The following is a 21,650-nucleotide window of genomic DNA, read 5'->3' as shown; positions in this document are numbered from 1 at the left end:
ATTAATGGCAGGGCGAACTTTATAGTTTTATGTTATGAAGATTTTTATTTATGTACAGAGGTAAATTAGTTTTGGAAAGATTAATAACTGCTTTAACAGGCATTGCTGTATTGCTCATAGGTTTTTATTTATATAATAAACAAGACAACATGTACAAAAATGGTATTCCAGCTATAGGAATAGTTACTGAAAAAGATACTAATATCCTCTCTACCAGGAATAAAGGCTCTCGTTTAACAATAAGTTTTACAGATAAACAAGATAGTAATTATGATTTCCAAACCTCTAGAGATACAGCATATAATAGCTTTAAGAAGGGTGATACTGTACGAGTACTCTATAAGGAAGATAATCCCAATTATGTTGTATTAGATAATGGAACTATTTCTATGAAAGAAATAGTAGGATGTACTGTAATAGGTATTGCTTTAATAATCTTTTCAATATTTGGAGACATAAGTTCCTTATTTAAAAAAAGATGATTTTTTAAGAAATAAGACAGACAAACCAGAGTATTAGCCATAGTCAAAAGTAATATAGGACGTGGCATAAATAATCATTTAGCCAGTATTCTAAAGGCAGCCCCTACTATAGGATTTTTTTATACCTGTGAAATTAAAAATTGAAATTTAACTTAATAGGATAGGTTAAAAATAAGATAGGGATTAAATTAGGGGTTGATAGAAATTATATAAATAAAAAACCCTAGTTAAATTAACAAGCTAGGGTTTACATATGGTGCCTCGGGCGAGACTCGAACTCGCACGTTATCGCTAACAACGGATTTTGAATCCGCCGCGTCTACCAATTCCGCCACCGAGGCAGGCGTTGCGTATTCTATGTTCTGAATTAATCAATGTCAAATCATTTCCCTATCGATTTATAGCCATTTCCCCAACTATTAGTGTTCTAAAGGTTCAGCTTCTTGTCCTATCCTGATATAGCCTTAGAGATAATCTAACTACTTGACTATGAGGATGGGGAATGGAAAAATTTCTATAATTAAAAAATCCGTTCATAGAAAGCCAGCTTGATTGTTGGTTTTTTTATGTCTTTTTTTCTTGCTAGAGCCAAAAGAATAAACACTCCTATATTACTAAAATGAAATCTCCATTAATAGTAAAAGGAGATTTTAAATTGAAATTAAAATATATGATGATATCCTTACTCTTGGGGATCACAATATCATCTTTTCAAATACAAGCTGCTGGATTAGACCCTGATCGTATAGATTATATTGAAAAAATGGCAGTAAGTGAGGCTAGCTATCTTGCACGCCCATTTAGACTTTCTATGAGTGATCAATACTCAAATACATTAAATTGTAAATTGAGCTTTATTACAAAAGAGTCAATTAGACAAAATTTAGCATTAAGTTCTTTTGTGGACGAGATTGACGCCAATGAGGACTGTACAGTGAATGTAAAGTTTGTTAATCATACATATATGCCTAGTTTAAGCAGTCAAACACTTACTTTTAAAATGAGCCCCACTTCTGCTGGTTATATGTGGGATTGCTCTTTTTCTGGCCAGTCTGGAAATATACCTAGCTACTGTACATCAAATTAATTAATACATATAAGCCGCATCTGATAACAGGAGGGGCTTTTTTTATGCCTGTTTATTCTTGCTAAAGCCAAAATAAATAATTGTATTAAATGACTATTATGGAATTTCCAAACTAACAAAATAAAGGAAATTTCATAATGCCATATGTTAATGAGTTTACAAGAAGCTCAGCTTTGAAAGTTGAGAGAGAAACAGAATGGGTTCTTGAGCCTAATAAACATGTATATAAAGTAACTGTCCCTGTTGCTATGTCAAAAATAGTTCCAAATGATGATGTTTATAAAACTCATGGAAGTAAACTGTTTCTTCATACAGAATTTGAATTTAAAATAATCGCAAACTCTAATGCTTCTGTTGTAGAGATTGAGAGTCAAGCAAAACAAGCGTTAAAATCAATGCTGGCTACAGATATTATATTTAATCTTTAAAATTAAAAGCCCCTTTCTAACGATAGACTGGGGCTTTTTTATCTGCATTAAGGTATTGCAATTCAATATTATCACACATTGATGTGTTGAAATAATACAACTTTACTTAAGAGAATTTATGCCAAATAAAGATCCTAATCTATGGCAATCAATTTACCTAGCAATAACAGCTTCAGCTACATGGCAAGGTGCAATTATGGCCTCAATTATAGCAATACTACGTATTTTATATGATGGTAAAGAAACAAAGCCTTTAAAAATTATATTAGAGGCAGTGATTTTTGGCGCTTTATCGCTTTGTGTAGTAAGTATTTAAGCACAGTAAAATAGAGTTTATATCACAGGGCTAGAAGCTAAACGAACTGAGACAGAGAAACAAGCTACTAAGCTAGTTCAAGACAAAGAAATATGAAAATCAAACTATTAATAACTGGATTGGTCAGTCTTTACCTAGTGGATTTTACTAAGGGGGTTAGCTGTGGGCTTGCAGTCATTAGCGTTTAATAATAAGGGCATAAAGCAGAACAAATAATTAGAAATCGTTTCATAAGAGAATATCCTTAAAATATTTTTGGGTTATCAGATTTAATTACGATTATAGTCTATTAGAGGGATAATATTACTGATTATTAGTGGATATAGTATTAATTTAGACTGCAAAAGCACTCAATATTACTTAAGTGCTTTTATATTTGAAAAATAATAAGAACCATGGAGTTACTTAGGTAGACCTGCTTGTGCAACAGATGGACATGACTTATTAAGTACATATATAACATAATATTCATTCTGTAAGCTACCATAACCAGCTTGCCAGCGAGTTCTAGAGTAAGTGCATTGGTATTGCATATCAAAGCCAATCATACTTGCTTTACTTGATTGAAAATACCATGCGCCATAAGTGATTTCACCTGCTGCATTAGCGGGTAAAGATGTTAAACCAGCTATAACTCCTACAGTTATTACGAATGTAGTCATTAGTTTTTTCATAATATCTCTCCTAGAAATTTCCTTTGAAGCAAAAAGCACTACTTCTTTTAGTGCAAAATGATAATAAACTAATTAGGAAAGTTTATTATTAGACCTATGTATTATGACTAGAAAATTGTTCACTACTATTTTTCTAAAATAGCATAATATTTCTTTATCCCTCTAATGGCTTGAAGTCTATTAGTTCATATATATGATAGTTTTCTTTATCAGCTTTAAGTAGCTGTAGATAAAATTATTAATTTCCAGTTGATTATGATGTAACCATGAAATCAATATTTATTTAACAAGCTTAAGTGAAGGTCTTTTTAAATTATATAATTTATCTATTTCATATAGTTAAGATGTAAGGATTGTTCTAATTCTTCGTAAGAGTATCTAAGATCAAGAGTAAGGTTTGTGATTAGGGCAATCTATAACAGATGTTTTTTATGCTCAAGATTTAATTCTGCGGGTTCTCTAGTTCTATAGCGCTTTGTTGACATTGTTCTCCATAGGTATCCAGATTGTCCTTTTGTAATTCGTCCTAATGGTTTAGGTCTAGAGGTTCAGCTTCATTATCCTCCTATAGAAAAATTAAGGACAAGTTAAGATAAGACAGATTATTTAGCCCTTTAGCTGTTCGAATAGAAGCTAACTTAATACTATTATTAATGTTCTGTAATAAAAATATCTTTATTATTAGAAATAAAATAGCAACAAGTATTGTCTATCGTTATAATTTATTAAAATCTATTTAACACAAGGCTGAATGACTATTATGTTTGGGTTTAAAAAAAAGAACACAACAGATGTAGCTGCACAACAAAAAGCTGTGATAGAACCTAAATCTAACACTAAACGCTGGGTAATAAGAATTAGCGCAGGTGTTATAGGTATTTATTTGCTGGTTTGTATAGTAGTAGGTATGTATTGGAGTAATGAGCCTGAGATGTTTTCTGTAAAAGAAAATGCTCAACAAGCTGCTGTTGCTTTGCAGTTAGACCCACAAAACCTCCCTGTTGGTTTTACAACAGTGGAAACTTTAAAAAGAGTGGTTTCTACAGTTATTCATAAACCAGGTGGTTATCTTAATAATGATATGTTTCCTCCAGGATTATGGCTAGATAATATTCCTAGCTGGGAAATAGGTGTTTTAAAACAAACTCGTGATATGACATTGGCCATGCAAAGGGCTTTTTCTCGTTCTCAGTCACAGTCTTCTGAAAATATTAACCTATCTAAAGCGTTTGAAAATTTTAGTACAGAGCCAACACGTTGGTTATTTCCAGCTGCTGAAGAGCGTTATCAAAATGGTATTAATTTTTTAACTGCTTATGAAAAACAATTATTAAATCCTGATGATTCTAATGGTAAGTTTTATGCTAGGGCAGATAATCTTGCTGCATGGTTAGGGCTTGTAGAAACGCAATTAGGTTCAATTTCGCAACGTTTATCAGCTAGTGTTGGACAACAAAGTGCTGAGTTATCCGCTAAAGATATTACTGATGATCCTTCTGCTAAGGAAAAGATTGATAAAACACCTTGGTTACAGATAGATAATGTGTTTTATGAAGCACGTGGTCAAGCATGGGCTTTAGCTCATTTGTTACGTGCAGTTGAGATTGATTTTCAAGATATTTTAGCTAAGAAAGGTGCTTTAGTAAGCATAAGACAAATTATTCGTGATTTAGAAGCTACTCAGCAATCTATTTGGAGTCCAGTTATTTTAAATGGTAGTGGTTTTGGTTTTTGGGCTAATCACTCATTGGTAATGGCAAGTTATATTTCACGTGCTAATGCAGCAGTAATAGATTTACGTCGTTTATTAGAGCAGGGTTAATAGTGTGGCTAAAAAACTATCTTCTTTAGCAGATTTAGGTGGTTTAGTTTATTCAACTGATTCAGGGCGCCATTGCCCAGATTGTGGAAAACCTGTCAATCAATGTGACTGTAAGCAACAGTTAGTGATTGAAGGCGATGGTGTTGTCCGTATTCGCCGTGAAACTAAAGGAAGGGGAGGCAAAACTGTTACAACTATTACAGGTATCCCTTTACCAGAGTCAGAGTTAAAAGATTTAGCAACAGCTTTAAAACGTCGTTGTGGCACAGGTGGAACTTTAAAGGAAGGCATTATTGAAATTCAAGGTGAGCATGTTGAGTTGTTAATGCAAGAACTTGTTAAGCGTGGTTTTAACGTTAAGAAATCAGGGGGCTAAAACCCTATTAAATAATAAGGGCAAGTAATGTCAACAGTTATTAAGCGTACCCGTAAAGATGATGGTAGTGAGTGGACTGTAGCTGATACGCGCAGTGTTTATGGCGTTAGGCATTGGAGCGCTGGGTATTTTTCTATTGATGAGCAGGGAAAGTTATTAGTTCATCCGCAAGGAAATAATACCAGCAATATTGATTTACGTTCACTTATCAATCAATTAAATGAGTCTGGCTTACAGCTTCCTTTATTATTGCGTTTTCCTGATATTTTACAAGATCGTGTACGTCGTTTAACAGGTGCCTTTGATGAACAAATTGCCCGTTTAGATTATGCTGGAAAATATACAGCCGTTTATCCTATTAAAGTTAATCAACAAGAAGCAGTGGTAGCCAATATTATTGCTACAGAGCAAGTTTCTATTGGCCTTGAAGCAGGTTCTAAACCAGAGTTAATGGCTGTGTTAGCTTTAGCACCGAAAGGCAGTACTATTGTTTGTAATGGTTATAAAGATCGTGAGTTTATACGTTTAGCTTTAATGGGTAAAAAGTTAGGGCATAATGTTTTTATTGTTATTGAGAAAGAATCTGAAGTCCCTTTTGTTATTGAGGAATCTAAAGCCTTAGCAGTAGAACCACAGATTGGCTTACGTGTTCGGTTATCTTCTTTAGCCTCTAGTAAATGGGCTGATACAGGTGGAGATAAATCTAAGTTTGGTTTATCTGCTGCACAAATTTTTAGCGTAGTAAAAAGATTCACTGATGCTGGGTTAGCGCAGGGTATTCGCTTAATGCATTTCCATATGGGATCGCAAATTTCTAATCTTGCAGATTATCGTCGTGGCTTTAGAGAAGCTATTCGCTATTACGGAGAGTTACGTAGTTTAGGTTTACCTGTTGACTATGTGGATATTGGTGGCGGTTTAGGGGTGGATTATGATGGAACACACTCTCGCAATGATAGCTCTATTAATTATGATATGGAAGATTATGCAGCAAGTGTAGTAGGGATGATTAAGGAGTTTTGTGATCTGCAAGAGTTGCCACACCCTAATATTATGTCCGAAAGTGGTCGTGCTATTACAGCACATCATGCGGTGTTAGTAGTTAATGTTACAGATGTAGAAAAACATAATGATCAATCTCCTGTTATTGATAATTTGCTTGAACAGCCTGAAATTATCCAGCAATTAGTAGAGTTATTGTCACCCACTGACCCTGAGATGGTAACGGAGATTTATTGGCGTGCAGTACATTTAATTGAGGAAGCGTCTGCTCAATATTCAGTGGGTAAATTGGATATGGAGCAAAAGGCTGTGGCAGAGCAATGTTATTATGCTATTTGTCGTCGTTTATCTGACCAGTTAAAAGCCCGTCAAAAATCGCATCGTCCTGTTATGGATGAGTTGAACGATAAGTTGGCTGATAAATATATATGTAATTTTTCTGTTTTCCAAAGTTTACCTGACACATGGGCGATTGATCAGGTATTACCAACTATCCCTTTACAACGCCTCACAGAAGAACCTTTACGCCGCGCAGTATTACAAGATTTAACCTGTGATTCTGATGGTAAATTGCAACGCTATATCGATGAGCAAAGTATTGAAAGCACAATGCCAGTACACGAAATAGTTGATGGTGAAGACTATCTTATTGGTATTTTTTTAGTAGGTGCTTATCAAGAAATTTTGGGGGATATGCATAATTTATTTGGTGATACTGACTCTGTAAATATTTATCAACGTGCAGATGGTAGTGTTGAATACTCAGGTATAGAAACCCATGATACTATTGAAGATATGTTGCGTTATGTGCATATGTCACCTGAAAAACTGATTAATCTTTATCGAGATAAAGTAGGTAGTGCACATTTAACATCTTATGAACGTAATCAATATCTTGATGCCTTTCGTTTAGGATTAACGCGCTCTTCTTATTTAGCTGACTAAAAAGTAAATAATACAATAATATTACTTGTAACTTGTAACATTCTATTTTAATGTAAGCATCTGATTTTGCGTTAGGAAGTGGGAAACAGGTGATTCATTAAAATCCTGTGCTGCCCCCGCAACGGTAATTGATAGCTAAATTAGCACTGCTCTCTAATATAACCACTGTAATTTTTATGGGAAGGTGGAGTAAGCAGATCATAAGCCCGGAGACCGCCCTAAATTACTTATTTATAGGTATAGCGCAATTTACTACTGGTGTAGCGGAGGGTTCCACCAGCAGCTAGGGTTTATGCTGCCTGTTTTACCCTCCTCAAAAGCCGAATTATACTTTTGAGGGTTAACATGAAATTATCTTTTCTATCAGTATCTATTTTATTCTTATCCACTACTAGTACGACATTTGCCCAAGAAACAACTAATAAAGAACCTCTTGATGATGCTTTAAAATTAGATACCATCGTTGTGACAGCTAATAGGGATATTCAACCCCGTGAGGAAACAAATGCAGCTGTTACTGTATTTACTCGAAAAGATATTGATCGTTTACAACCTTCTAATGTTACAGAGCTTTTAAATAAAGTGCCTGGTGTACAGATTACTCAATCCGGAGGAATGGGAAGTAATACAGGCATTTTTATTAGGGGAACTAAAACAGCACAAAGTTTGGTACTTATCGATGGACAACGTATTGGTTCAGCTTCAGCAGGTGGGGCTGCATTACAACATTTAGCTATCGATCAAATTGAACGTATTGAGGTATTACGTGGCTCTCGTTCTGCAATATATGGTGCAGATGCTATTGGTGGTGTTATACAAGTTTTTACTCGTAGGGGAGATGGCAATGGTATAAAACCACGGTTGCGTATTGCAGGTGGTAGTAATGGGACTTGGGAGAAAAGTTTAGGTGTTGCAGGCGGTAATGATAAAACACGTTTTAGTTTAAATACTTCTTTATATGAAACTCAAGGCATAGACCGTACTCGTCGTTCTTTTCCATCAGACCATGATCATGATGCCTATCGCAATAAATCATTTAGTTTTACCTTTAGTCATCAGTTAACTGATGACATTGATGTTGGTTTTAATGCATTAGATCAGCGTGGTAAAACTGAATATGATAATCCTTATGGTCGTTATGATCCTGCAACTTATATGAGTTATCCAGATACTAAGCCTTATGATGATTTTAGTTTAAGTAGTACATCTGGTTATTTTAATTATCATATTAATGATTTTTGGACAACACGTTTAGAAGCAGGCCATGCTGAAGACAAAATAAAATCTAAAGATAAGTATAGTCCAACCAGTACTGTTTATAATACTTACCGTGACTCAGTAACTTGGTTGAACACACTTAATTTGAATGAAAAAAATACAGTTCTATTAGGTGTAGATTATTTAAACGATAAATTGCATAGTAGCACCGATTACGAGAGAACAAGCCGTTGGAATAGAGCTGGTTTTATTCAGCATAGTTATCAAGGTGATTTTGTCTTTACTGAGTTGGGTTTACGACACGATAAAAACCAACAATTTGGTAGTAAAAATACTTGGAATGCCAGTTTAGGTTTTAATATTAATCCTGATAATCAGTTAATTTTCTCTTATGCCGAAGGTTTTCGTGTACCAACATTTAATGATCTTTATGCACCACCTGGCTGGGGAGCAAATCCAAAATTAGATCCTGAAAAGTCTAAAAGCTATGAAATTCAATGGCGTAATCAACTAGCTGAAAAAACGCATTTAGAAGCCTCTGTTTATCGTACAGTGATACGTGATGCTATTGTTTCAGATAGTAGTTATAACATGCAGAATATTGATAAAGCACGTATTAATGGTTTTGAAGCATCGTTACAACAAGAGTGGCAAGGATGGATAGGTGTATTGGCTGTTAGTATGATTGATCCTAGGGATGCTAAATCAGGTCATACCTTACCTAATCGAGCAAGAAGAACTTTAAATTTAGATGTTGATCGAAAGTTTGGAGATTTTTCATTTGGTGCTAGCTGGTTAGCTGCTAGCTCTAGTTATGGTAATACAACGAATACTGCTGATATTCCAGGTTATGGTTTATTAGGTATTCGTGGTAGTTGGCAAGCAACTCCAGCCATTAAGTTTGATGCTAAGATAGATAACTTATTGGATAAATCCTATTATCGTAATACTTATGATTATAAGGCTGATCCTAATAATTGGGCTGCTCCTGCAACTACTTATGGATATAGGGAAGAGGGTATTACCGCAATGCTTGGGGTTACTTGGACACCTGATTTATTTTAATCAATAAAAAAGCGACCTTAATAGGTCGCTTTTGTTAGTTAATGATTGCTATTTTTTCTGCCATTTTCCGCCAACATTAATATATTGTCCTGCAGGTGTCTTTTCTTGAGCTTTTTGGCCTGCCATAGCTTCTACATCATTTAAAGTAATACCATTTTTCTTAGCTAAATTTTGGTATTCTTTTTTACGTGCATCATTAATTAGTTGTGTAATTACTGCTGCATTACCTTCATTTTTGACGATGCCAAGATAACCATTAGCCATTTCACCTACTTGTCCACTGGCTTTTGCTTGCCCTAAAGCGCTCATGGCCTCATTTAAATTCATTGCAGCAACAGGCAGTGATAACGTAGCTGCTAATAGTGATACTGTGATTGCCTTACGTAAATTCATGTTAGTCTCCTTAGAATAGACCACTTGAGCTGTTAAAAATATTATCTAGTTCTTTATCTACTTTAATATAAATTTCATGTTGAATTTTAACATTCAAGTTGATATTAATAGGCTCACTAGGTGCTTCTACTTTAACGGTAGGTGTACAAGCTGCCAAAAAACCAGTTAAAAGAATAGAAATGCTGAGTAGTCCTATTCGCATGATAACCCCTTTGCTTTTAAAATATAATTTGTCCATCATAACGATCTTTATTGATTTTTACTAGAACGTTGTTGTAAACGTTTTTGTACACGATCACGGATAGTTTCACTGACACGATCACTCAATTGTAATGTTGTCATTAATGCAGGAATATCTTCTTGCAAGGTGATATTTAAATTGATCGGTTGCCCATTTTTTACATTGGGGTTTCTACCATTAATTTGTAATCCAAGAGTGGCAGTACCTTGGTCATAAGAAACTTGGCTACTTAATACAGTATATTGAAAGTTTTCTAGTGCTTCAGTTACTAAATGCATACTAGGGTTATTTTGTCCCATAGCTTTAATAGAGGGAGAGTCAAATTTGATAAAGCCCGCTTTACGAGCACCTAGTTTACCATCTTTTACATCAATACCATTTTTACTAATAATAATGGGTAATGTTCCATCTAATATTCCTTCACCATCAAGTCCTTCTGTAGGATAAGCTTTTAATATATCTGTTAGTTGTAAGTCTTTTATTTGCAAATCTAATTGCTGTGGTAATTTAGCTAAGTTTAACTGGCCTGGTTTTAACCATACTTCTCCTGTAAACATACCTAACTCCATTTTTGTCCAATTAATTGTTCCTTGATCTAGGTTGTTAAGAGGGGCTGTATAATCTCCTTTGAACTGTGCAGGCCCCATAACAAAGCCTGGGTTAGCCTCTGTTAAAGTAAGATCTGAAGAGCTTACTGTTAGTCGATTATTTTGTAAGTTAATGGTTGCTGAGCCTGATAGGTCTCTAAACTCACTACGATCATAAATACCAGAAAGGCCACTAAACTTTGCAGTTGCATTCGTTTTTAATAAACCCTTATCAATGGGAATAGTAACGGAACCATTGAAGCTTATTTTACCTGTAGCAATTTCTAATAGCTCAGGCCAATCTTTAAACGTTTTGGCAAACATATTAGAGGTTCTAAAAAATAGATCAGGGGTTTTTGCGGTAATAGCTAGCTGTTTACTGTAATCAGTTTTAACGCTGATATCAGCTGATAAATCAGCCCCATTAGTAATTTTTCCTGTAAAACTTGTTTGTGTTAAATCAGTAGCTAGTTGACCTGTTAGTCGCCAACTAATAGGTTTTAATAATGTATGAGTTAATGATGAGGTAGAAATAGTAATAGGGCTGGTAGCAGTTAGTTTGATATTATTTTTATCTTCATAATTGATCGTTGTTTTTAAGTTGTTAGCAGCTAATTGTAAGTTTTTAGCATTAATTTCTTTGTCAGTTAGTTGCTGTAATGTAATTAATGTTGTGTTATCAAAAGTTATGGTTGTTTGTTTAGGATTTACTGTAGCTGTAAAGGGTAATGATAAACGACCATTTTCTAAATTATATCCTAGCACTGTTAGTTTTTTAGTATTTGCTTGTAATAATGCCTCTTCAAATTGTATTTCAGCTTGTTTAGTATTAATAAATATATTGGTAGTAAATAAGCTATTTAATGTACCTTCTATATTTAAATGAACCGTTAAGGCTCTATCAGCTTCAGTATGTTGGTCAGTAATGGCTAATGGTTGTAGTTTTAAACTAACACTGTTAGGTTGTAAGTCTTTAGGCAATTGTTCGAGTAAACTTTGATCCAAATTTGTTAATTTGAGATCAGTGTCTAATTTTTCTATTCGTGGACGGTAATTATTAAGGGTAACTTTGGTTTTCATAATCCCTTGTAAGTAACCTAACTTAATAATTGGCCATGGGTTAGGTAAAGATGCATCTAAATTAAAGTAACCTTGATCAGGTTTAAAGTCAGTCATGCCATTGGGAAAATGTAGTTGCCAATCAGCATTGATTTGCATTGCTTGTGGTATTTCAGTAATCGTTTGTTGAGCAGGTAACCACTCATGTAACCAACTAAATAAAGCTCGGGTATCATCTATTTTAAATAGTTTAAGTTGCCCACGCCAATCCCTAAGCTGTTGGCTATCAATTTGTGTAGTTAATGCTAATAGTGGTTGTGTATTAAAATCTGTGGTTAGCTGTAAATCATATTGTTGATCTTTGTTATAAAGATTAGCATTGATTGACAAATTGTCATTATTATTAAATAGATTAGCTTGTAAAGAGAAGGGTAGATTTGTTTGTTGGTTTTGTAAAAGGGTTACAGTTCCTGTTGTCTTACATTGTCCCATAGCACAGGGTAAAGTGACTATTAATTCATCAATCTTAATAGTATTAGGTGCCCAGCTTAAGTTATTTAATAAAGAGGGGATATCTAGTGGTTGCTGGTCTTCTTGAATGGTATTTTGGGCGATAAAGTCTCCTTGTTGCCATTGTACAGATAATTGTTTCATGGTCAGTGTAGACCATGAAAGTACAATATTTTGACTGTTGATAGTTGTTAAATTACCATCAGTTGTTTGTTGAGTAGCTGTTAGTTGTTTAATGGTTAAACCTTTAAAGCTAACACCTAAATCTTGCCAATTAACTTCTAAGCCAAGATCATGTTTTAAATTTTGCCAACGACTCCAACCATATACCCCTAGCAAAGCGAATAGTAGAAGGACTATAAGCAACACTCTTAGTATTTTGGTTAAGCGAGTCATAATAGTTTAAGCCTGTTTTATCCTATTAGTTTATTTTAACAATAACAAAAATGATTGAAAGAAGAACTATTTTTAAAAAGTAACATATTGTTAATATTAATAATTGATTATGGCTATTAAAGTATATTAACAACTTATAAAATAATAGTTACTAGCAAATATAAAATATTTAGAATATGAACGAATGTACTATTTTTAATAAAAAGCTAGCAATCTACAATAAAGTACGTAAAAATAGACAGATACACCTTCTTCAAAGTAATAGAAAGAGATTTTTAAACGATAATAATGAAGTTGTATTTATTTAATTAATGAGGAAAATTTAAAACACATGGCCAATTGGCGTGATCTTGATCCTGAGGCAAAAAGAGAAGCCTCAAAATACGAAAATCCTATTCCTAGTCGTGAATTAATTCTTAAACATTTAGAAGAGCGTGGGGCTCCAGCGACTAGAGATCAATTAATAACAGAGTTTGCATTAACTAACGAAGATGATATAGAGGCTTTAAGGCGTCGTTTACGTGCAATGGAACGTGATGGGCAAGTTATCTATACTCGTCGCGGAGCTTATGCACCTGTTGATAAGCTAGATTTAATACGTGGCCGTGTTATCGGTCATAGAGATGGTTTTGGTTTTTTAGTACCCGATGATGGTAGTGATGATTTATTTTTAGGTCCTGGTCAAATGCGTTTAGTATTTGATGGTGATAGGGCGTTAGCTCGTGTCTCTGGCTATGACCGTAAAGGTCGTCGTGAAGGGGCTATTGTTGAAGTAGCAGAACGTGCTCATGAAACATTGGTGGGACGTTATTATAATGAAAGTGGTTTAGGGCATGTAGTGGCGGATAATCCTAAGATGCCACAGGAGATTCTTATTCCTCCTTCTAAACAAGGAGCTGCTAAACATGGTCAATTTGTTGAAGTAACCATTGAACAATGGCCTACTGTATTTCGCCAAGCTCAAGGTACAATAACCAATGTGCTTGGTGACTATATGGCACCAGGTATGGAAATAGAAGTTGCATTACGCAGCTATGATTTACCCCATGAGTGGCCAAAAGCTTTACTAAAAGAAGCTGCACAAATCAAAGAAGAAGTAGCAGAAAAGGATAAAAAGAAGCGGGTTGATTTAAGAAAACTATCTTTTGTTACTATTGATGGCGAGGATGCTCGAGACTTTGATGATGCAGTTTATGCAGAAACCACTAAGCAAGGTTGGACACTTTATGTGGCTATTGCTGATGTTTCTCATTATGTGAAAATTGGTTCTGCCTTAGATGAAGAGGCAGAGAAGAGGGGAACTTCTGTTTATTTTCCTGAACAAGTTATTCCTATGCTGCCTGAAGTATTATCGAATGGACTTTGCTCACTTAATCCATTGGCGGATAGGTTAGCAATGGTTTGTGAGATGAATATTAATAAAAAAGGAGAAATGACGGATTATTTCTTCTATGAGGGAGTCATTCATTCTCATGCACGTTTAACTTACAATAAAGTGAGTCAATTATTAGAAAAACCTAATAGTGCAGAAGCTAAATTTATTCGTAAAGAAATGCCACATTTAATGCAACCTTTAAAAGAGCTTTATGCTTTATATAAAGTGTTGTTAGCAGCTCGTCATAAACGTCACGCTATTGAGTTTGAAACCCAAGAAACACGTATTGTATTTGGTGCTGATCGTAAAATTAAAGAAATTGTACCTACTGTTCGTAATGAAGCACATCGTTTAATTGAAGAATGTATGCTTTGTGCAAATGTGGCATCAGCATTATTTTTAATGAACCATGATATTCCTGGCTTATACCGTGTACACGATGGTCCTACAGAAGAAAAACAGCAAAAGTTACAAGCATTTTTAGGTGGTTTGGGGCTATCACTCTCTATGGGATCAGGTGATCCAACGCCTGAAGACTATGCTAATTTATTAGAAAAAATTAAAGATAGATCAGATTTTAGTTTAATCCAAACGGTTATGTTACGCTCAATGGGACAGGCACATTATACCCCAGAGAATCATGGTCACTTTGGTTTGAATTATGAAGCCTATACACATTTTACATCGCCTATTCGTCGTTATCCTGATTTATTAGTACATCGTGCCATTCGAAGTATTATTCGTTCTAAAAAGCAATCAGAGCATGTACGAAGAGTAGGGGCTACTAGTTTAGTTAAACAAACTATTTATCCTTATGAAGAGGCGCAATTAGAGAAATTAGGCGAACACTGTTCATCATGTGAGCGCCGTGCTGATGAAGCTACCAGAGATGTAGTAAACTGGCTCAAATGTGAATATATGCAAGAGCGAGTAGGTGAAACTTTTACAGGTATTATTACTGGGGTAACAAGTTTTGGCTTATTTGTTGAATTATCTGATATTTTTGTGGAAGGTATGGTTCACGTTACCGCATTACCTGGTGATTATTATCATTTTGATGTTATTCATCACCACCTAAAAGGTGAACGTAGTGGCCGGACTTTTAGATTAGGTGATACTATAGAGGTTATTGTTACACGTGTTGATATGGATGATCGAAAAATAGATTTTGATTTAGCTGAAAATGCGTTAAATTTGACAATACCTAACAAACGTAAAAAACAATTACCTAACTCAAAAACAAGAGCTAATACCTCTAATAAACGTCCTAAAACTAAATTAAAAGTTGCTAAAACTAATAATGAAAGTAAAACAGTAGATAACGAGTTATTAGAAAAAGCAGATAGTTTATTAACAAAATCAACATTAAAAACAAAGCGTAAAAAACGTTCTGTAAAAGTTAAAAAAGCTCAACAAGTTCTGGCTTCTGAAGTTGCTATTCTCCAGCAAAAGCCAAAAGCAGTTACTAAAAAATCAAAATCATCCACTAAAAGAAAAGCTAGGGTGAAAAAGCTATGAGTCAATGGGAAAAAATTTATGGTATTCATGCAGTAGAAGCATTACTTAATCATCATCCTAAACGTGTTAAGCAACTTTTTATATTGGAGGGTCGACAAGACCCCAAAATACAGCATATTATTGAGTTAGCTAAAAAAAATCATGCTAAAATACAAATATCTAGCCGAGATGAGCTAAATGAGCTAACCGCTGAGGATGCTGTACATCAAGGTGTAGTTGCAGAGGTTTCGCCTAGTCAAGTATGGAATGAGGCTATGCTAGAAGAGTTATTAGAAAAACTAGCAGAACCACCTTTATTATTAGTATTAGATAATATAACTGATCCACATAATCTAGGCGCTTGTTTACGAACAGCAGATGCCGCAGGCGTTCAGGCTGTTATTATCCCCAAAGATAAATCAGCTACATTAAATGCTACTGTACGAAAAGTAGCTTGTGGTGCTGCGGAGGTTATTCCTTTAGTCACTGTCACTAATCTTGCACGTACTTTAGAAAAACTACAGCAACGTGGTTTATGGATTGTTGGTACAGCAGGTGAAGCTGAACAAGAAATTTATCAGCAAGATTTAACTATTCCTACTGTCTTAGTAATGGGGGCAGAAGGAAAGGGGATGCGTCGCTTAACCAGAGATCATTGTGATTATCTTGTAAAACTGCCTATGCTGGGTAGTGTAAGTAGTTTAAATGTTTCTGTAGCAACAGGTATTTGTTTATTTGAGGCCGTTCGGCAGCGGAAACTTATTTAATATTATAACTACAATTACTTAGAATATTTATTAACACTTATAGGTATTTTATAAATACCTATGTGTGGTAAAATAGTATCAATCCTTTGAATTTTTGTGGATTAATACTATGACCAAGAAAAAAAACTTTCCTACCCATCCTAAACATCCAGAAAGGATTTGTTGGGGGTGTGATAAGTATTGTTCTGTTAAAGAATTGGGTTGTGGTAATGGTGCAGATCGTACACAACACCCAGTAGAGCTATTTGGAGAAGATTGGCTTGAATGGGAGCTACAGTCCGACCGTTTAATTAATCAAAAAGATTATTAGTTTTGGAAAGATTAAGTAAAGAACAAATCCTTTTGTTAAAATTAAATTAAAGATCAACAATAAACTCTTTAAATAAATCAACTGGATCAATAATTTGGTCTGGATCATTATGGCAGGTATATATTTTCCCTGCTTTAGTATGCATAGAAACTTCGCCAGAATCAGGGTTATAATCAATACTTTCTATTTCTGCCAAATTGATAAAAGTTGTTCTTTGTCTGCCTTCAGGTGTTTGATATCGGTATTTTATAAATTGCATAAAACCTCCATAGTTAATTGATTATTGATTCTATTATTTTATTATAAATTCAGTGTAGTTATTCATTTCTTATAAAAGGATAATAATTTTATTTTGGAGTGACAGCAAGCATTATTGTGGAATACTTAAATAATTACTCATGATCCGCATATTCTAATCAATGTTATGTTAGCGTAGCCGAGCAGGGCGAGAAAAAGGCCTGTAGATAATACTGCCACTAGCTACAGGCCTTTTTTAATATAACATGTGTTATGTGAAGTTATTTATTTATCTCTTCATTAATAAACTCTGTTAAATCTTCATTATCAGTCATTAAAAAATACTCTCTTCTTTCTTTATCTTCATGTTGCCCCCATGGTTGGTCTACAACTGCACCTACTGCGATTTTGATTTTTATTCCTTTATAATCAAACTCTTCTGACAATACATTTTTGTGTGTTTTTATATATTTTATTTTAGCTATTATTTTTTGTAACTCTTGATCATTATCGTAACTCATATATTTTCACTTTTCCTTATGCCCTAAAGGACATGATAGGCGCATACACAAGGCTATTTTAAGGACAACAGGACTGATGCGCCAAGACCTCCTACCTTATGTTAATTTATTACTAAAGGCCTGATTATACGCTAAAAAGATGGTTATTTGCGATAGCCTGAGAGAATAGCTCAAAACATGTCTAATCGTGCCTGATTAACAAATTGCTAATTATCAACATGTTATAACTATCAAGCATTAAAACGTTAATACAATCAATAGATTATAGCGAGTGAGGACGCGGCGCGGCAGGACAAGGACGAACGAGCGCAATAGTTAAAGGTAGGTGTTCGTAATACCTACCTTTTGTGCCATTTTGGCAGTAATTAATTATTCTCTTTTATTCTTTAAGTCTTGGGCGGCTTCATTTGCATAGTTATCGAACATATAAAATGCTAGATCAGTCCATTTTATAGGTTTTCCTACCTTGTAACTAACTCCAATATTTAGACCAGCTATTGAAATATTGTCTAAAAAAATAACCAATCATACGCAGCAACTGATGAGAAGTTTAAATTAGATAATGTGAAATTCATTATAAGTATATTGCCTGGATAAAAAAATATGCTTACTGATGGATTAGATTAGACTCATACTATAGTAATAAAACTTCGCATAATGTAATGGTGTTATGTTAGCGAAGCCTTGCAACGCAAGAAAAGGGCGTGAAGATAATAGCCAAAACTTCACGCCCTTTTTAATATAATTCATATTATGCGAACCAATCAGAATAAAAAGAATATGCGAAGCATGATAGACGCCTACACAAGGCTATTTTAAGAACATTAATAATTACCGCGTCGTAACAACCTAAAGTATGTTAAAACCTCGCAAAAGAGATGTTACAGCCAATAAAAGGTTAATTCGTCTAACAAGGTCATACAACTAAAATTAATCTGCTTTCGCCCTGATTAACCCTAAAAACTAGAAAACTGGTACCAAGTTTCAGAATGAAAATAGATGTGTGGGTGCTAGTAACACCCACACTTTGGTACGAAAGTCCGTACTAGTTTATTTAAGATTTTCAGCTACTTTCGTTGAAGCATAACGTTTCTAACATTTTTATAAGATTTTATATTAGTGTTATTTTTAGCTGTTTTTTAGTTAATTTTTGTATTGCTATATTTATTATTTTGTTTTACAATTGCGCTCATATGCATGCAATGTATATGCAGGATTACACAAAGTTATTATATGAGGTGTACAAATGAGTAAGGGTTTAGACGGTTTTTTAGATCGTGTAGATAAGCGTAGTAGTGCCACTCGGACATATCAAGGCGATAAGGCAATAGAGCGTGTTGGTGTTAATTTAGATACTAATATCAATTTTCGAGTTAATTCTGCTTTAAAAGATGAGTTTGATCATCTGTGCAAACTTAATCATACATCTATGGCTCGTGAAATTAAAAAATTCATGACAGAAGCCATTAGATTGCAACGCTTAATCTAGGCATATTTGTGTACGCAATTTGAGCGTGGCGAAAATGCGTACAAATATGCTTGATTATATTTCAATTAAGAGGCTATTAGTTTGTGATAGGCTGTTAATTAAACAAGTTAGAAGAGTGCGTATGTGCTCTTAGACAAATCTAGCTACCTAGCTAGTAGGCGTCATCCCTTAGAGTTGAGACCTCTTAAGAGATGACTAATCACAATGTAACTAATAGGAGTTCATTATGACTAATCATAATTCTATCCAAAATACATCTGCTACAGGTGTAAATCATTCTGCTAAAACTGTGTTAAGTGCTCGCCAATATGAAAATATTTCAAGTTTAGAGCAGTTAAATAAAAGTAACGAAATATTTCAAGAAGTATTTTATTTTATTAGATTGATGTCTGGTTATCATCAATTTATTAAAGATTGCCTTTTAACTCATCCTGATTTAAATGATTTTACTTTATCAGTAGAAGCTATCCAATTAGATATTGATAAACGTTTAAATAGCATTTTACAGTTAGTTACAAGTAGTTGATAACATGAGCGCGATGCAGAGCGCAGCGTCGCCGACGTCGCGCATTGCAGAGCGCGAACAAGTGACAAGGTTATACTGATATGAATCCAGAGAACGTTATTATTTTATTACTAATGATATTAGTAATAGCTTTTGCATTAATTGTTTTAAAGCGGTTTAGATAATCGAGGTTCGCATAATATAACAAATCAAAACTAGGGTTTTGTCTCTTCAGTAAAGAGGATCGCTATAATGAGCATAACAGTATTTGTCGCTCGGCAAGCTTTTAGATATTCGTCAGAACAACCAACTTTATTAATTACTAAATGCAAGCAAGGTTTTACATTGTGCATAGCTCATGCAGTTTTAGAAACTGCTAGAGGTAAAATTAGATACTTTAAGAGCATAGAAGCTATTGCAAACTTAGTTGAGTACATACTAGATAGAAAGAGCTTTGTATTTATGTACGCTTTTGAAAATAATTAAAAGGTTCGCATAATGTAATGATGTTATGTTAGCGAAGCCTTGCAACGCAAGAAAAGGGCGTGAAGATAATAGCCAAAACTTCACGCCCTTTTTAATATAATTCATATTATGCGAACCAATCAGAATAAAAAGAATATGCGAAGCATGATAGACGCCTACACAAGGCTATTTTAAGAACATTAATAATTACCGCGTCGTAACAACCTAAAGTATGTTAAAACCTCGCAAAAGAGATGTTACAGCCAATAAAAGGTTAATTCGTCTAACAAGGTCATACAACTAAAATTAATCTGCTTTCGCCCTGATTAACCCTAAAAACTAGAAAACTGGTACCAAGTTTCAGAATGAAAATAGATGTGTGGGTGCTAGTAACACCCACACTTTGGTACGAAAGTCCGTACTAGTTTATTTAAGATTTTCAGCTACTTTCGTTGAAGCATAACGTTTCTAACATTTTTATAAGATTTTATATTAGTGTTATTTTTAGCTGTTTTTTAGTTAATTTTTGTATTGCTATATTTATTATTTTGTTTTACAATTGCGCTCATATGCATGCAATGTATATGCAGGATTACACAAAGTTATTATATGAGGTGTACAAATGAGTAAGGGTTTAGACGGTTTTTTAGATCGTGTAGATAAGCGTAGTAGTGCCACTCGGACATATCAAGGCGATAAGGCAATAGAGCGTGTTGGTGTTAATTTAGATACTAATATCAATTTTCGAGTTAATTCTGCTTTAAAAGATGAGTTTGATCATCTGTGCAAACTTAATCATACATCTATGGCTCGTGAAATTAAAAAATTCATGACAGAAGCCATTAGATTGCAACGCTTAATCTAGGCATATTTGTGTACGCAATTTGAGCGTGGCGAAAATGCGTACAAATATGCTTGATTATATTTCAATTAAGAGGCTATTAGTTTGTGATAGGCTGTTAATTAAACAAGTTAGAAGAGTGCGTATGTGCTCTTAGACAAATCTAGCTACCTAGCTAGTAGGCGTCATCCCTTAGAGTTGAGACCTCTTAAGAGATGACTAATCACAATGTAACTAATAGGAGTTCATTATGACTAATCATAATTCTATCCAAAATACATCTGCTACAGGTGTAAATCATTCTGCTAAAACTGTGTTAAGTGCTCGCCAATATGAAAATATTTCAAGTTTAGAGCAGTTAAATAAAAGTAACGAAATATTTCAAGAAGTATTTTATTTTATTAGATTGATGTCTGGTTATCATCAATTTATTAAAGATTGCCTTTTAACTCATCCTGATTTAAATGATTTTACTTTATCAGTAGAAGCTATCCAATTAGATATTGATAAACGTTTAAATAGCATTTTACAGTTAGTTACAAGTAGTTGATAACATGAGCGCGATGCAGAGCGCAGCGTCGCCGACGTCGCGCATTGCAGAGCGCGAACAAGTGACAAGGTTATACTGATATGAATCCAGAGAACGTTATTATTTTATTACTAATGATATTAGTAATAGCTTTTGCATTAATTGTTTTAAAGCGGTTTAGATAATCGAGGTTCGCATAATATAACAAATCAAAACTAGGGTTTTGTCTCTTCAGTAAAGAGGATCGCTATAATGAGCATAACAGTATTTGTCGCTCGGCAAGCTTTTAGATATTCGTCAGAACAACCAACTTTATTAATTACTAAATGCAAGCAAGGTTTTACATTGTGCATAGCTCATGCAGTTTTAGAAACTGCTAGAGGTAAAATTAGATACTTTAAGAGCATAGAAGCTATTGCAAACTTAGTTGAGTACATACTAGATAGAAAGAGCTTTGTATTTATGTACGCTTTTGAAAATAATTAAAAGGTTCGCATAATATATATTATGTTA

At 34.2% G+C, this 21,650-nt stretch carries 23 protein-coding genes, 1 tRNA gene and 1 riboswitch; of the genes, 17 read left to right on the top strand and 7 right to left on the bottom strand.

From position 1 onward, the window contains the following. Positions 1 to 50 precede the first annotated feature (50 nt). Positions 51 to 482, top strand: coding sequence for a DUF3592 domain-containing protein (locus ACQVD9_RS09670; protein WP_264745830.1), 432 nt, complete (start codon positions 51 to 53; stop codon positions 480 to 482). 254 nt (positions 483 to 736) lie between these two features. On the opposite strand, the gene ACQVD9_RS09665 is transcribed toward ACQVD9_RS09670, so the two are convergent. Further along, a tRNA-Leu gene (locus tag ACQVD9_RS09665) sits at positions 737 to 823 on the bottom strand. Between the two features lie 314 nt (positions 824 to 1,137). Here ACQVD9_RS09665 and ACQVD9_RS09660 point away from each other — a divergent pair. The 3 genes from ACQVD9_RS09660 to ACQVD9_RS09650 all read left to right on the top strand — a co-directional run bounded on the left by ACQVD9_RS09660 (position 1,138) and on the right by ACQVD9_RS09650 (position 2,313). After that, positions 1,138 to 1,569 carry a pilin gene (locus ACQVD9_RS09660; RefSeq protein WP_264745829.1) on the top strand — a complete coding sequence of 144 codons (432 nt, stop codon included), beginning with the start codon at positions 1,138 to 1,140 and terminating at the stop codon, positions 1,567 to 1,569. A 137-nt stretch (positions 1,570 to 1,706) separates the two neighbouring features. Then, on the top strand, positions 1,707 to 1,997 hold the full coding sequence (locus tag ACQVD9_RS09655; protein ID WP_264745828.1) for a hypothetical protein: 291 nt from the start codon (positions 1,707 to 1,709) through the stop codon (positions 1,995 to 1,997). A gap of 118 nt (positions 1,998 to 2,115) precedes the next feature. Beyond that, on the top strand, positions 2,116 to 2,313 hold the full coding sequence (locus ACQVD9_RS09650) for a phage holin family protein (RefSeq protein WP_264745827.1): 198 nt from the start codon (positions 2,116 to 2,118) through the stop codon (positions 2,311 to 2,313). A gap of 401 nt (positions 2,314 to 2,714) precedes the next feature. Here the strand turns inward: ACQVD9_RS09650 and ACQVD9_RS09645 are convergent, their stop codons facing one another. Further along, the gene (locus tag ACQVD9_RS09645) at positions 2,715 to 2,987 is read right to left on the bottom strand and encodes a hypothetical protein (protein ID WP_264745826.1); all 273 of its coding nucleotides are present in this window, start codon (positions 2,985 to 2,987) and stop codon (positions 2,715 to 2,717) included. A 760-nt stretch (positions 2,988 to 3,747) separates the two neighbouring features. On the opposite strand from ACQVD9_RS09645, the gene ACQVD9_RS09640 reads away from it, so the two are divergent. From ACQVD9_RS09640 to ACQVD9_RS09625, 4 genes are all read left to right on the top strand, one after another. Continuing rightward, on the top strand, positions 3,748 to 4,809 hold the full coding sequence (locus ACQVD9_RS09640) for a DUF2333 family protein (protein ID WP_264745825.1): 1,062 nt from the start codon (positions 3,748 to 3,750) through the stop codon (positions 4,807 to 4,809). A gap of 4 nt (positions 4,810 to 4,813) precedes the next feature. Then, positions 4,814 to 5,185, top strand: a complete 372-nt coding sequence (locus ACQVD9_RS09635) for a translation initiation factor Sui1 (protein WP_264745824.1) — start codon at positions 4,814 to 4,816, stop codon at positions 5,183 to 5,185. A 27-nt stretch (positions 5,186 to 5,212) separates the two neighbouring features. Continuing rightward, complete coding sequence (gene speA / locus ACQVD9_RS09630; protein ID WP_264745823.1) at positions 5,213 to 7,132, top strand: arginine decarboxylase; 1,920 nt, start codon at positions 5,213 to 5,215, stop codon at positions 7,130 to 7,132. A 33-nt stretch (positions 7,133 to 7,165) separates the two neighbouring features. Beyond that, a riboswitch (cobalamin riboswitch) is annotated at positions 7,166 to 7,367 on the top strand. A gap of 110 nt (positions 7,368 to 7,477) precedes the next feature. Beyond that, on the top strand, positions 7,478 to 9,415 hold the full coding sequence (locus tag ACQVD9_RS09625) for a TonB-dependent receptor domain-containing protein (protein ID WP_264745822.1): 1,938 nt from the start codon (positions 7,478 to 7,480) through the stop codon (positions 9,413 to 9,415). A 48-nt stretch (positions 9,416 to 9,463) separates the two neighbouring features. Here ACQVD9_RS09625 and ACQVD9_RS09620 read toward each other — a convergent pair whose 3' ends face one another. The 3 genes from ACQVD9_RS09620 to ACQVD9_RS09610 are packed head-to-tail and all read right to left on the bottom strand — an operon-like array spanning position 9,464 to position 12,601. After that, positions 9,464 to 9,808: a YdbL family probable chaperone protein gene (locus ACQVD9_RS09620; protein WP_264745821.1), complete on the bottom strand. Its 345-nt coding sequence runs from the start codon at positions 9,806 to 9,808 to the stop codon at positions 9,464 to 9,466. Positions 9,809 to 9,818: 10 nt separating this feature from the next. After that, a complete protein-coding gene (locus tag ACQVD9_RS09615; protein ID WP_264745820.1) occupies positions 9,819 to 10,010 on the bottom strand; it encodes a YnbE family lipoprotein in 192 nt (63 codons plus the stop codon). 47 nt (positions 10,011 to 10,057) lie between these two features. Continuing rightward, the gene (locus ACQVD9_RS09610) at positions 10,058 to 12,601 is read right to left on the bottom strand and encodes an intermembrane phospholipid transport YdbH family protein (RefSeq protein ID WP_264745819.1); all 2,544 of its coding nucleotides are present in this window, start codon (positions 12,599 to 12,601) and stop codon (positions 10,058 to 10,060) included. 331 nt (positions 12,602 to 12,932) lie between these two features. Between ACQVD9_RS09610 and rnr the strand changes: the two genes are divergently transcribed. From rnr to ACQVD9_RS09595, 3 genes are all read left to right on the top strand, one after another. Beyond that, the gene (gene rnr, locus ACQVD9_RS09605; protein ID WP_264745818.1) at positions 12,933 to 15,494 is read left to right on the top strand and encodes a ribonuclease R; all 2,562 of its coding nucleotides are present in this window, start codon (positions 12,933 to 12,935) and stop codon (positions 15,492 to 15,494) included. Further along, a complete protein-coding gene (gene rlmB / locus ACQVD9_RS09600; RefSeq protein WP_264745817.1) occupies positions 15,491 to 16,240 on the top strand; it encodes a 23S rRNA (guanosine(2251)-2'-O)-methyltransferase RlmB in 750 nt (249 codons plus the stop codon). Before rnr ends, rlmB begins: the two co-directional genes overlap by 4 nt. Positions 16,241 to 16,349: 109 nt before the next feature. Continuing rightward, entirely contained in the window at positions 16,350 to 16,550 is a 201-nt protein-coding gene (locus ACQVD9_RS09595) for a DUF3079 domain-containing protein (protein ID WP_264745816.1), read from the top strand. Between the two features lie 46 nt (positions 16,551 to 16,596). Here ACQVD9_RS09595 and ACQVD9_RS09590 read toward each other — a convergent pair whose 3' ends face one another. Beyond that, positions 16,597 to 16,809, bottom strand: a complete 213-nt coding sequence (locus tag ACQVD9_RS09590) for a hypothetical protein (RefSeq protein WP_264745815.1) — start codon at positions 16,807 to 16,809, stop codon at positions 16,597 to 16,599. A gap of 259 nt (positions 16,810 to 17,068) precedes the next feature. Continuing rightward, on the bottom strand, positions 17,069 to 17,308 hold the full coding sequence (locus ACQVD9_RS09585; RefSeq protein WP_264745814.1) for a hypothetical protein: 240 nt from the start codon (positions 17,306 to 17,308) through the stop codon (positions 17,069 to 17,071). A 1,246-nt stretch (positions 17,309 to 18,554) separates the two neighbouring features. Here ACQVD9_RS09585 and ACQVD9_RS09580 point away from each other — a divergent pair. The 6 genes from ACQVD9_RS09580 to ACQVD9_RS09555 all read left to right on the top strand — a co-directional run bounded on the left by ACQVD9_RS09580 (position 18,555) and on the right by ACQVD9_RS09555 (position 21,623). Then, entirely contained in the window at positions 18,555 to 18,797 is a 243-nt protein-coding gene (locus ACQVD9_RS09580) for a hypothetical protein (RefSeq protein WP_264745813.1), read from the top strand. Between the two features lie 226 nt (positions 18,798 to 19,023). Then, positions 19,024 to 19,323 carry a hypothetical protein gene (locus ACQVD9_RS09575; RefSeq protein ID WP_264745812.1) on the top strand — a complete coding sequence of 100 codons (300 nt, stop codon included), beginning with the start codon at positions 19,024 to 19,026 and terminating at the stop codon, positions 19,321 to 19,323. A 231-nt stretch (positions 19,324 to 19,554) separates the two neighbouring features. Further along, positions 19,555 to 19,788, top strand: coding sequence for a hypothetical protein (locus ACQVD9_RS09570; RefSeq protein ID WP_264745811.1), 234 nt, complete (start codon positions 19,555 to 19,557; stop codon positions 19,786 to 19,788). 601 nt (positions 19,789 to 20,389) lie between these two features. Next, positions 20,390 to 20,632, top strand: coding sequence for a hypothetical protein (locus ACQVD9_RS09565; RefSeq protein ID WP_264745813.1), 243 nt, complete (start codon positions 20,390 to 20,392; stop codon positions 20,630 to 20,632). Between the two features lie 226 nt (positions 20,633 to 20,858). Next, complete coding sequence (locus tag ACQVD9_RS09560) at positions 20,859 to 21,158, top strand: hypothetical protein (RefSeq protein ID WP_264745812.1); 300 nt, start codon at positions 20,859 to 20,861, stop codon at positions 21,156 to 21,158. A gap of 231 nt (positions 21,159 to 21,389) precedes the next feature. Next, positions 21,390 to 21,623, top strand: coding sequence for a hypothetical protein (locus ACQVD9_RS09555; RefSeq protein ID WP_264745811.1), 234 nt, complete (start codon positions 21,390 to 21,392; stop codon positions 21,621 to 21,623). The last annotated feature ends 27 nt before the right edge of the window (positions 21,624 to 21,650 follow it).

The organism is Entomomonas sp. E7T21 (assembly GCF_058693955.1).
This window is presented reverse-complemented; position numbering and strand designations above follow the sequence as displayed.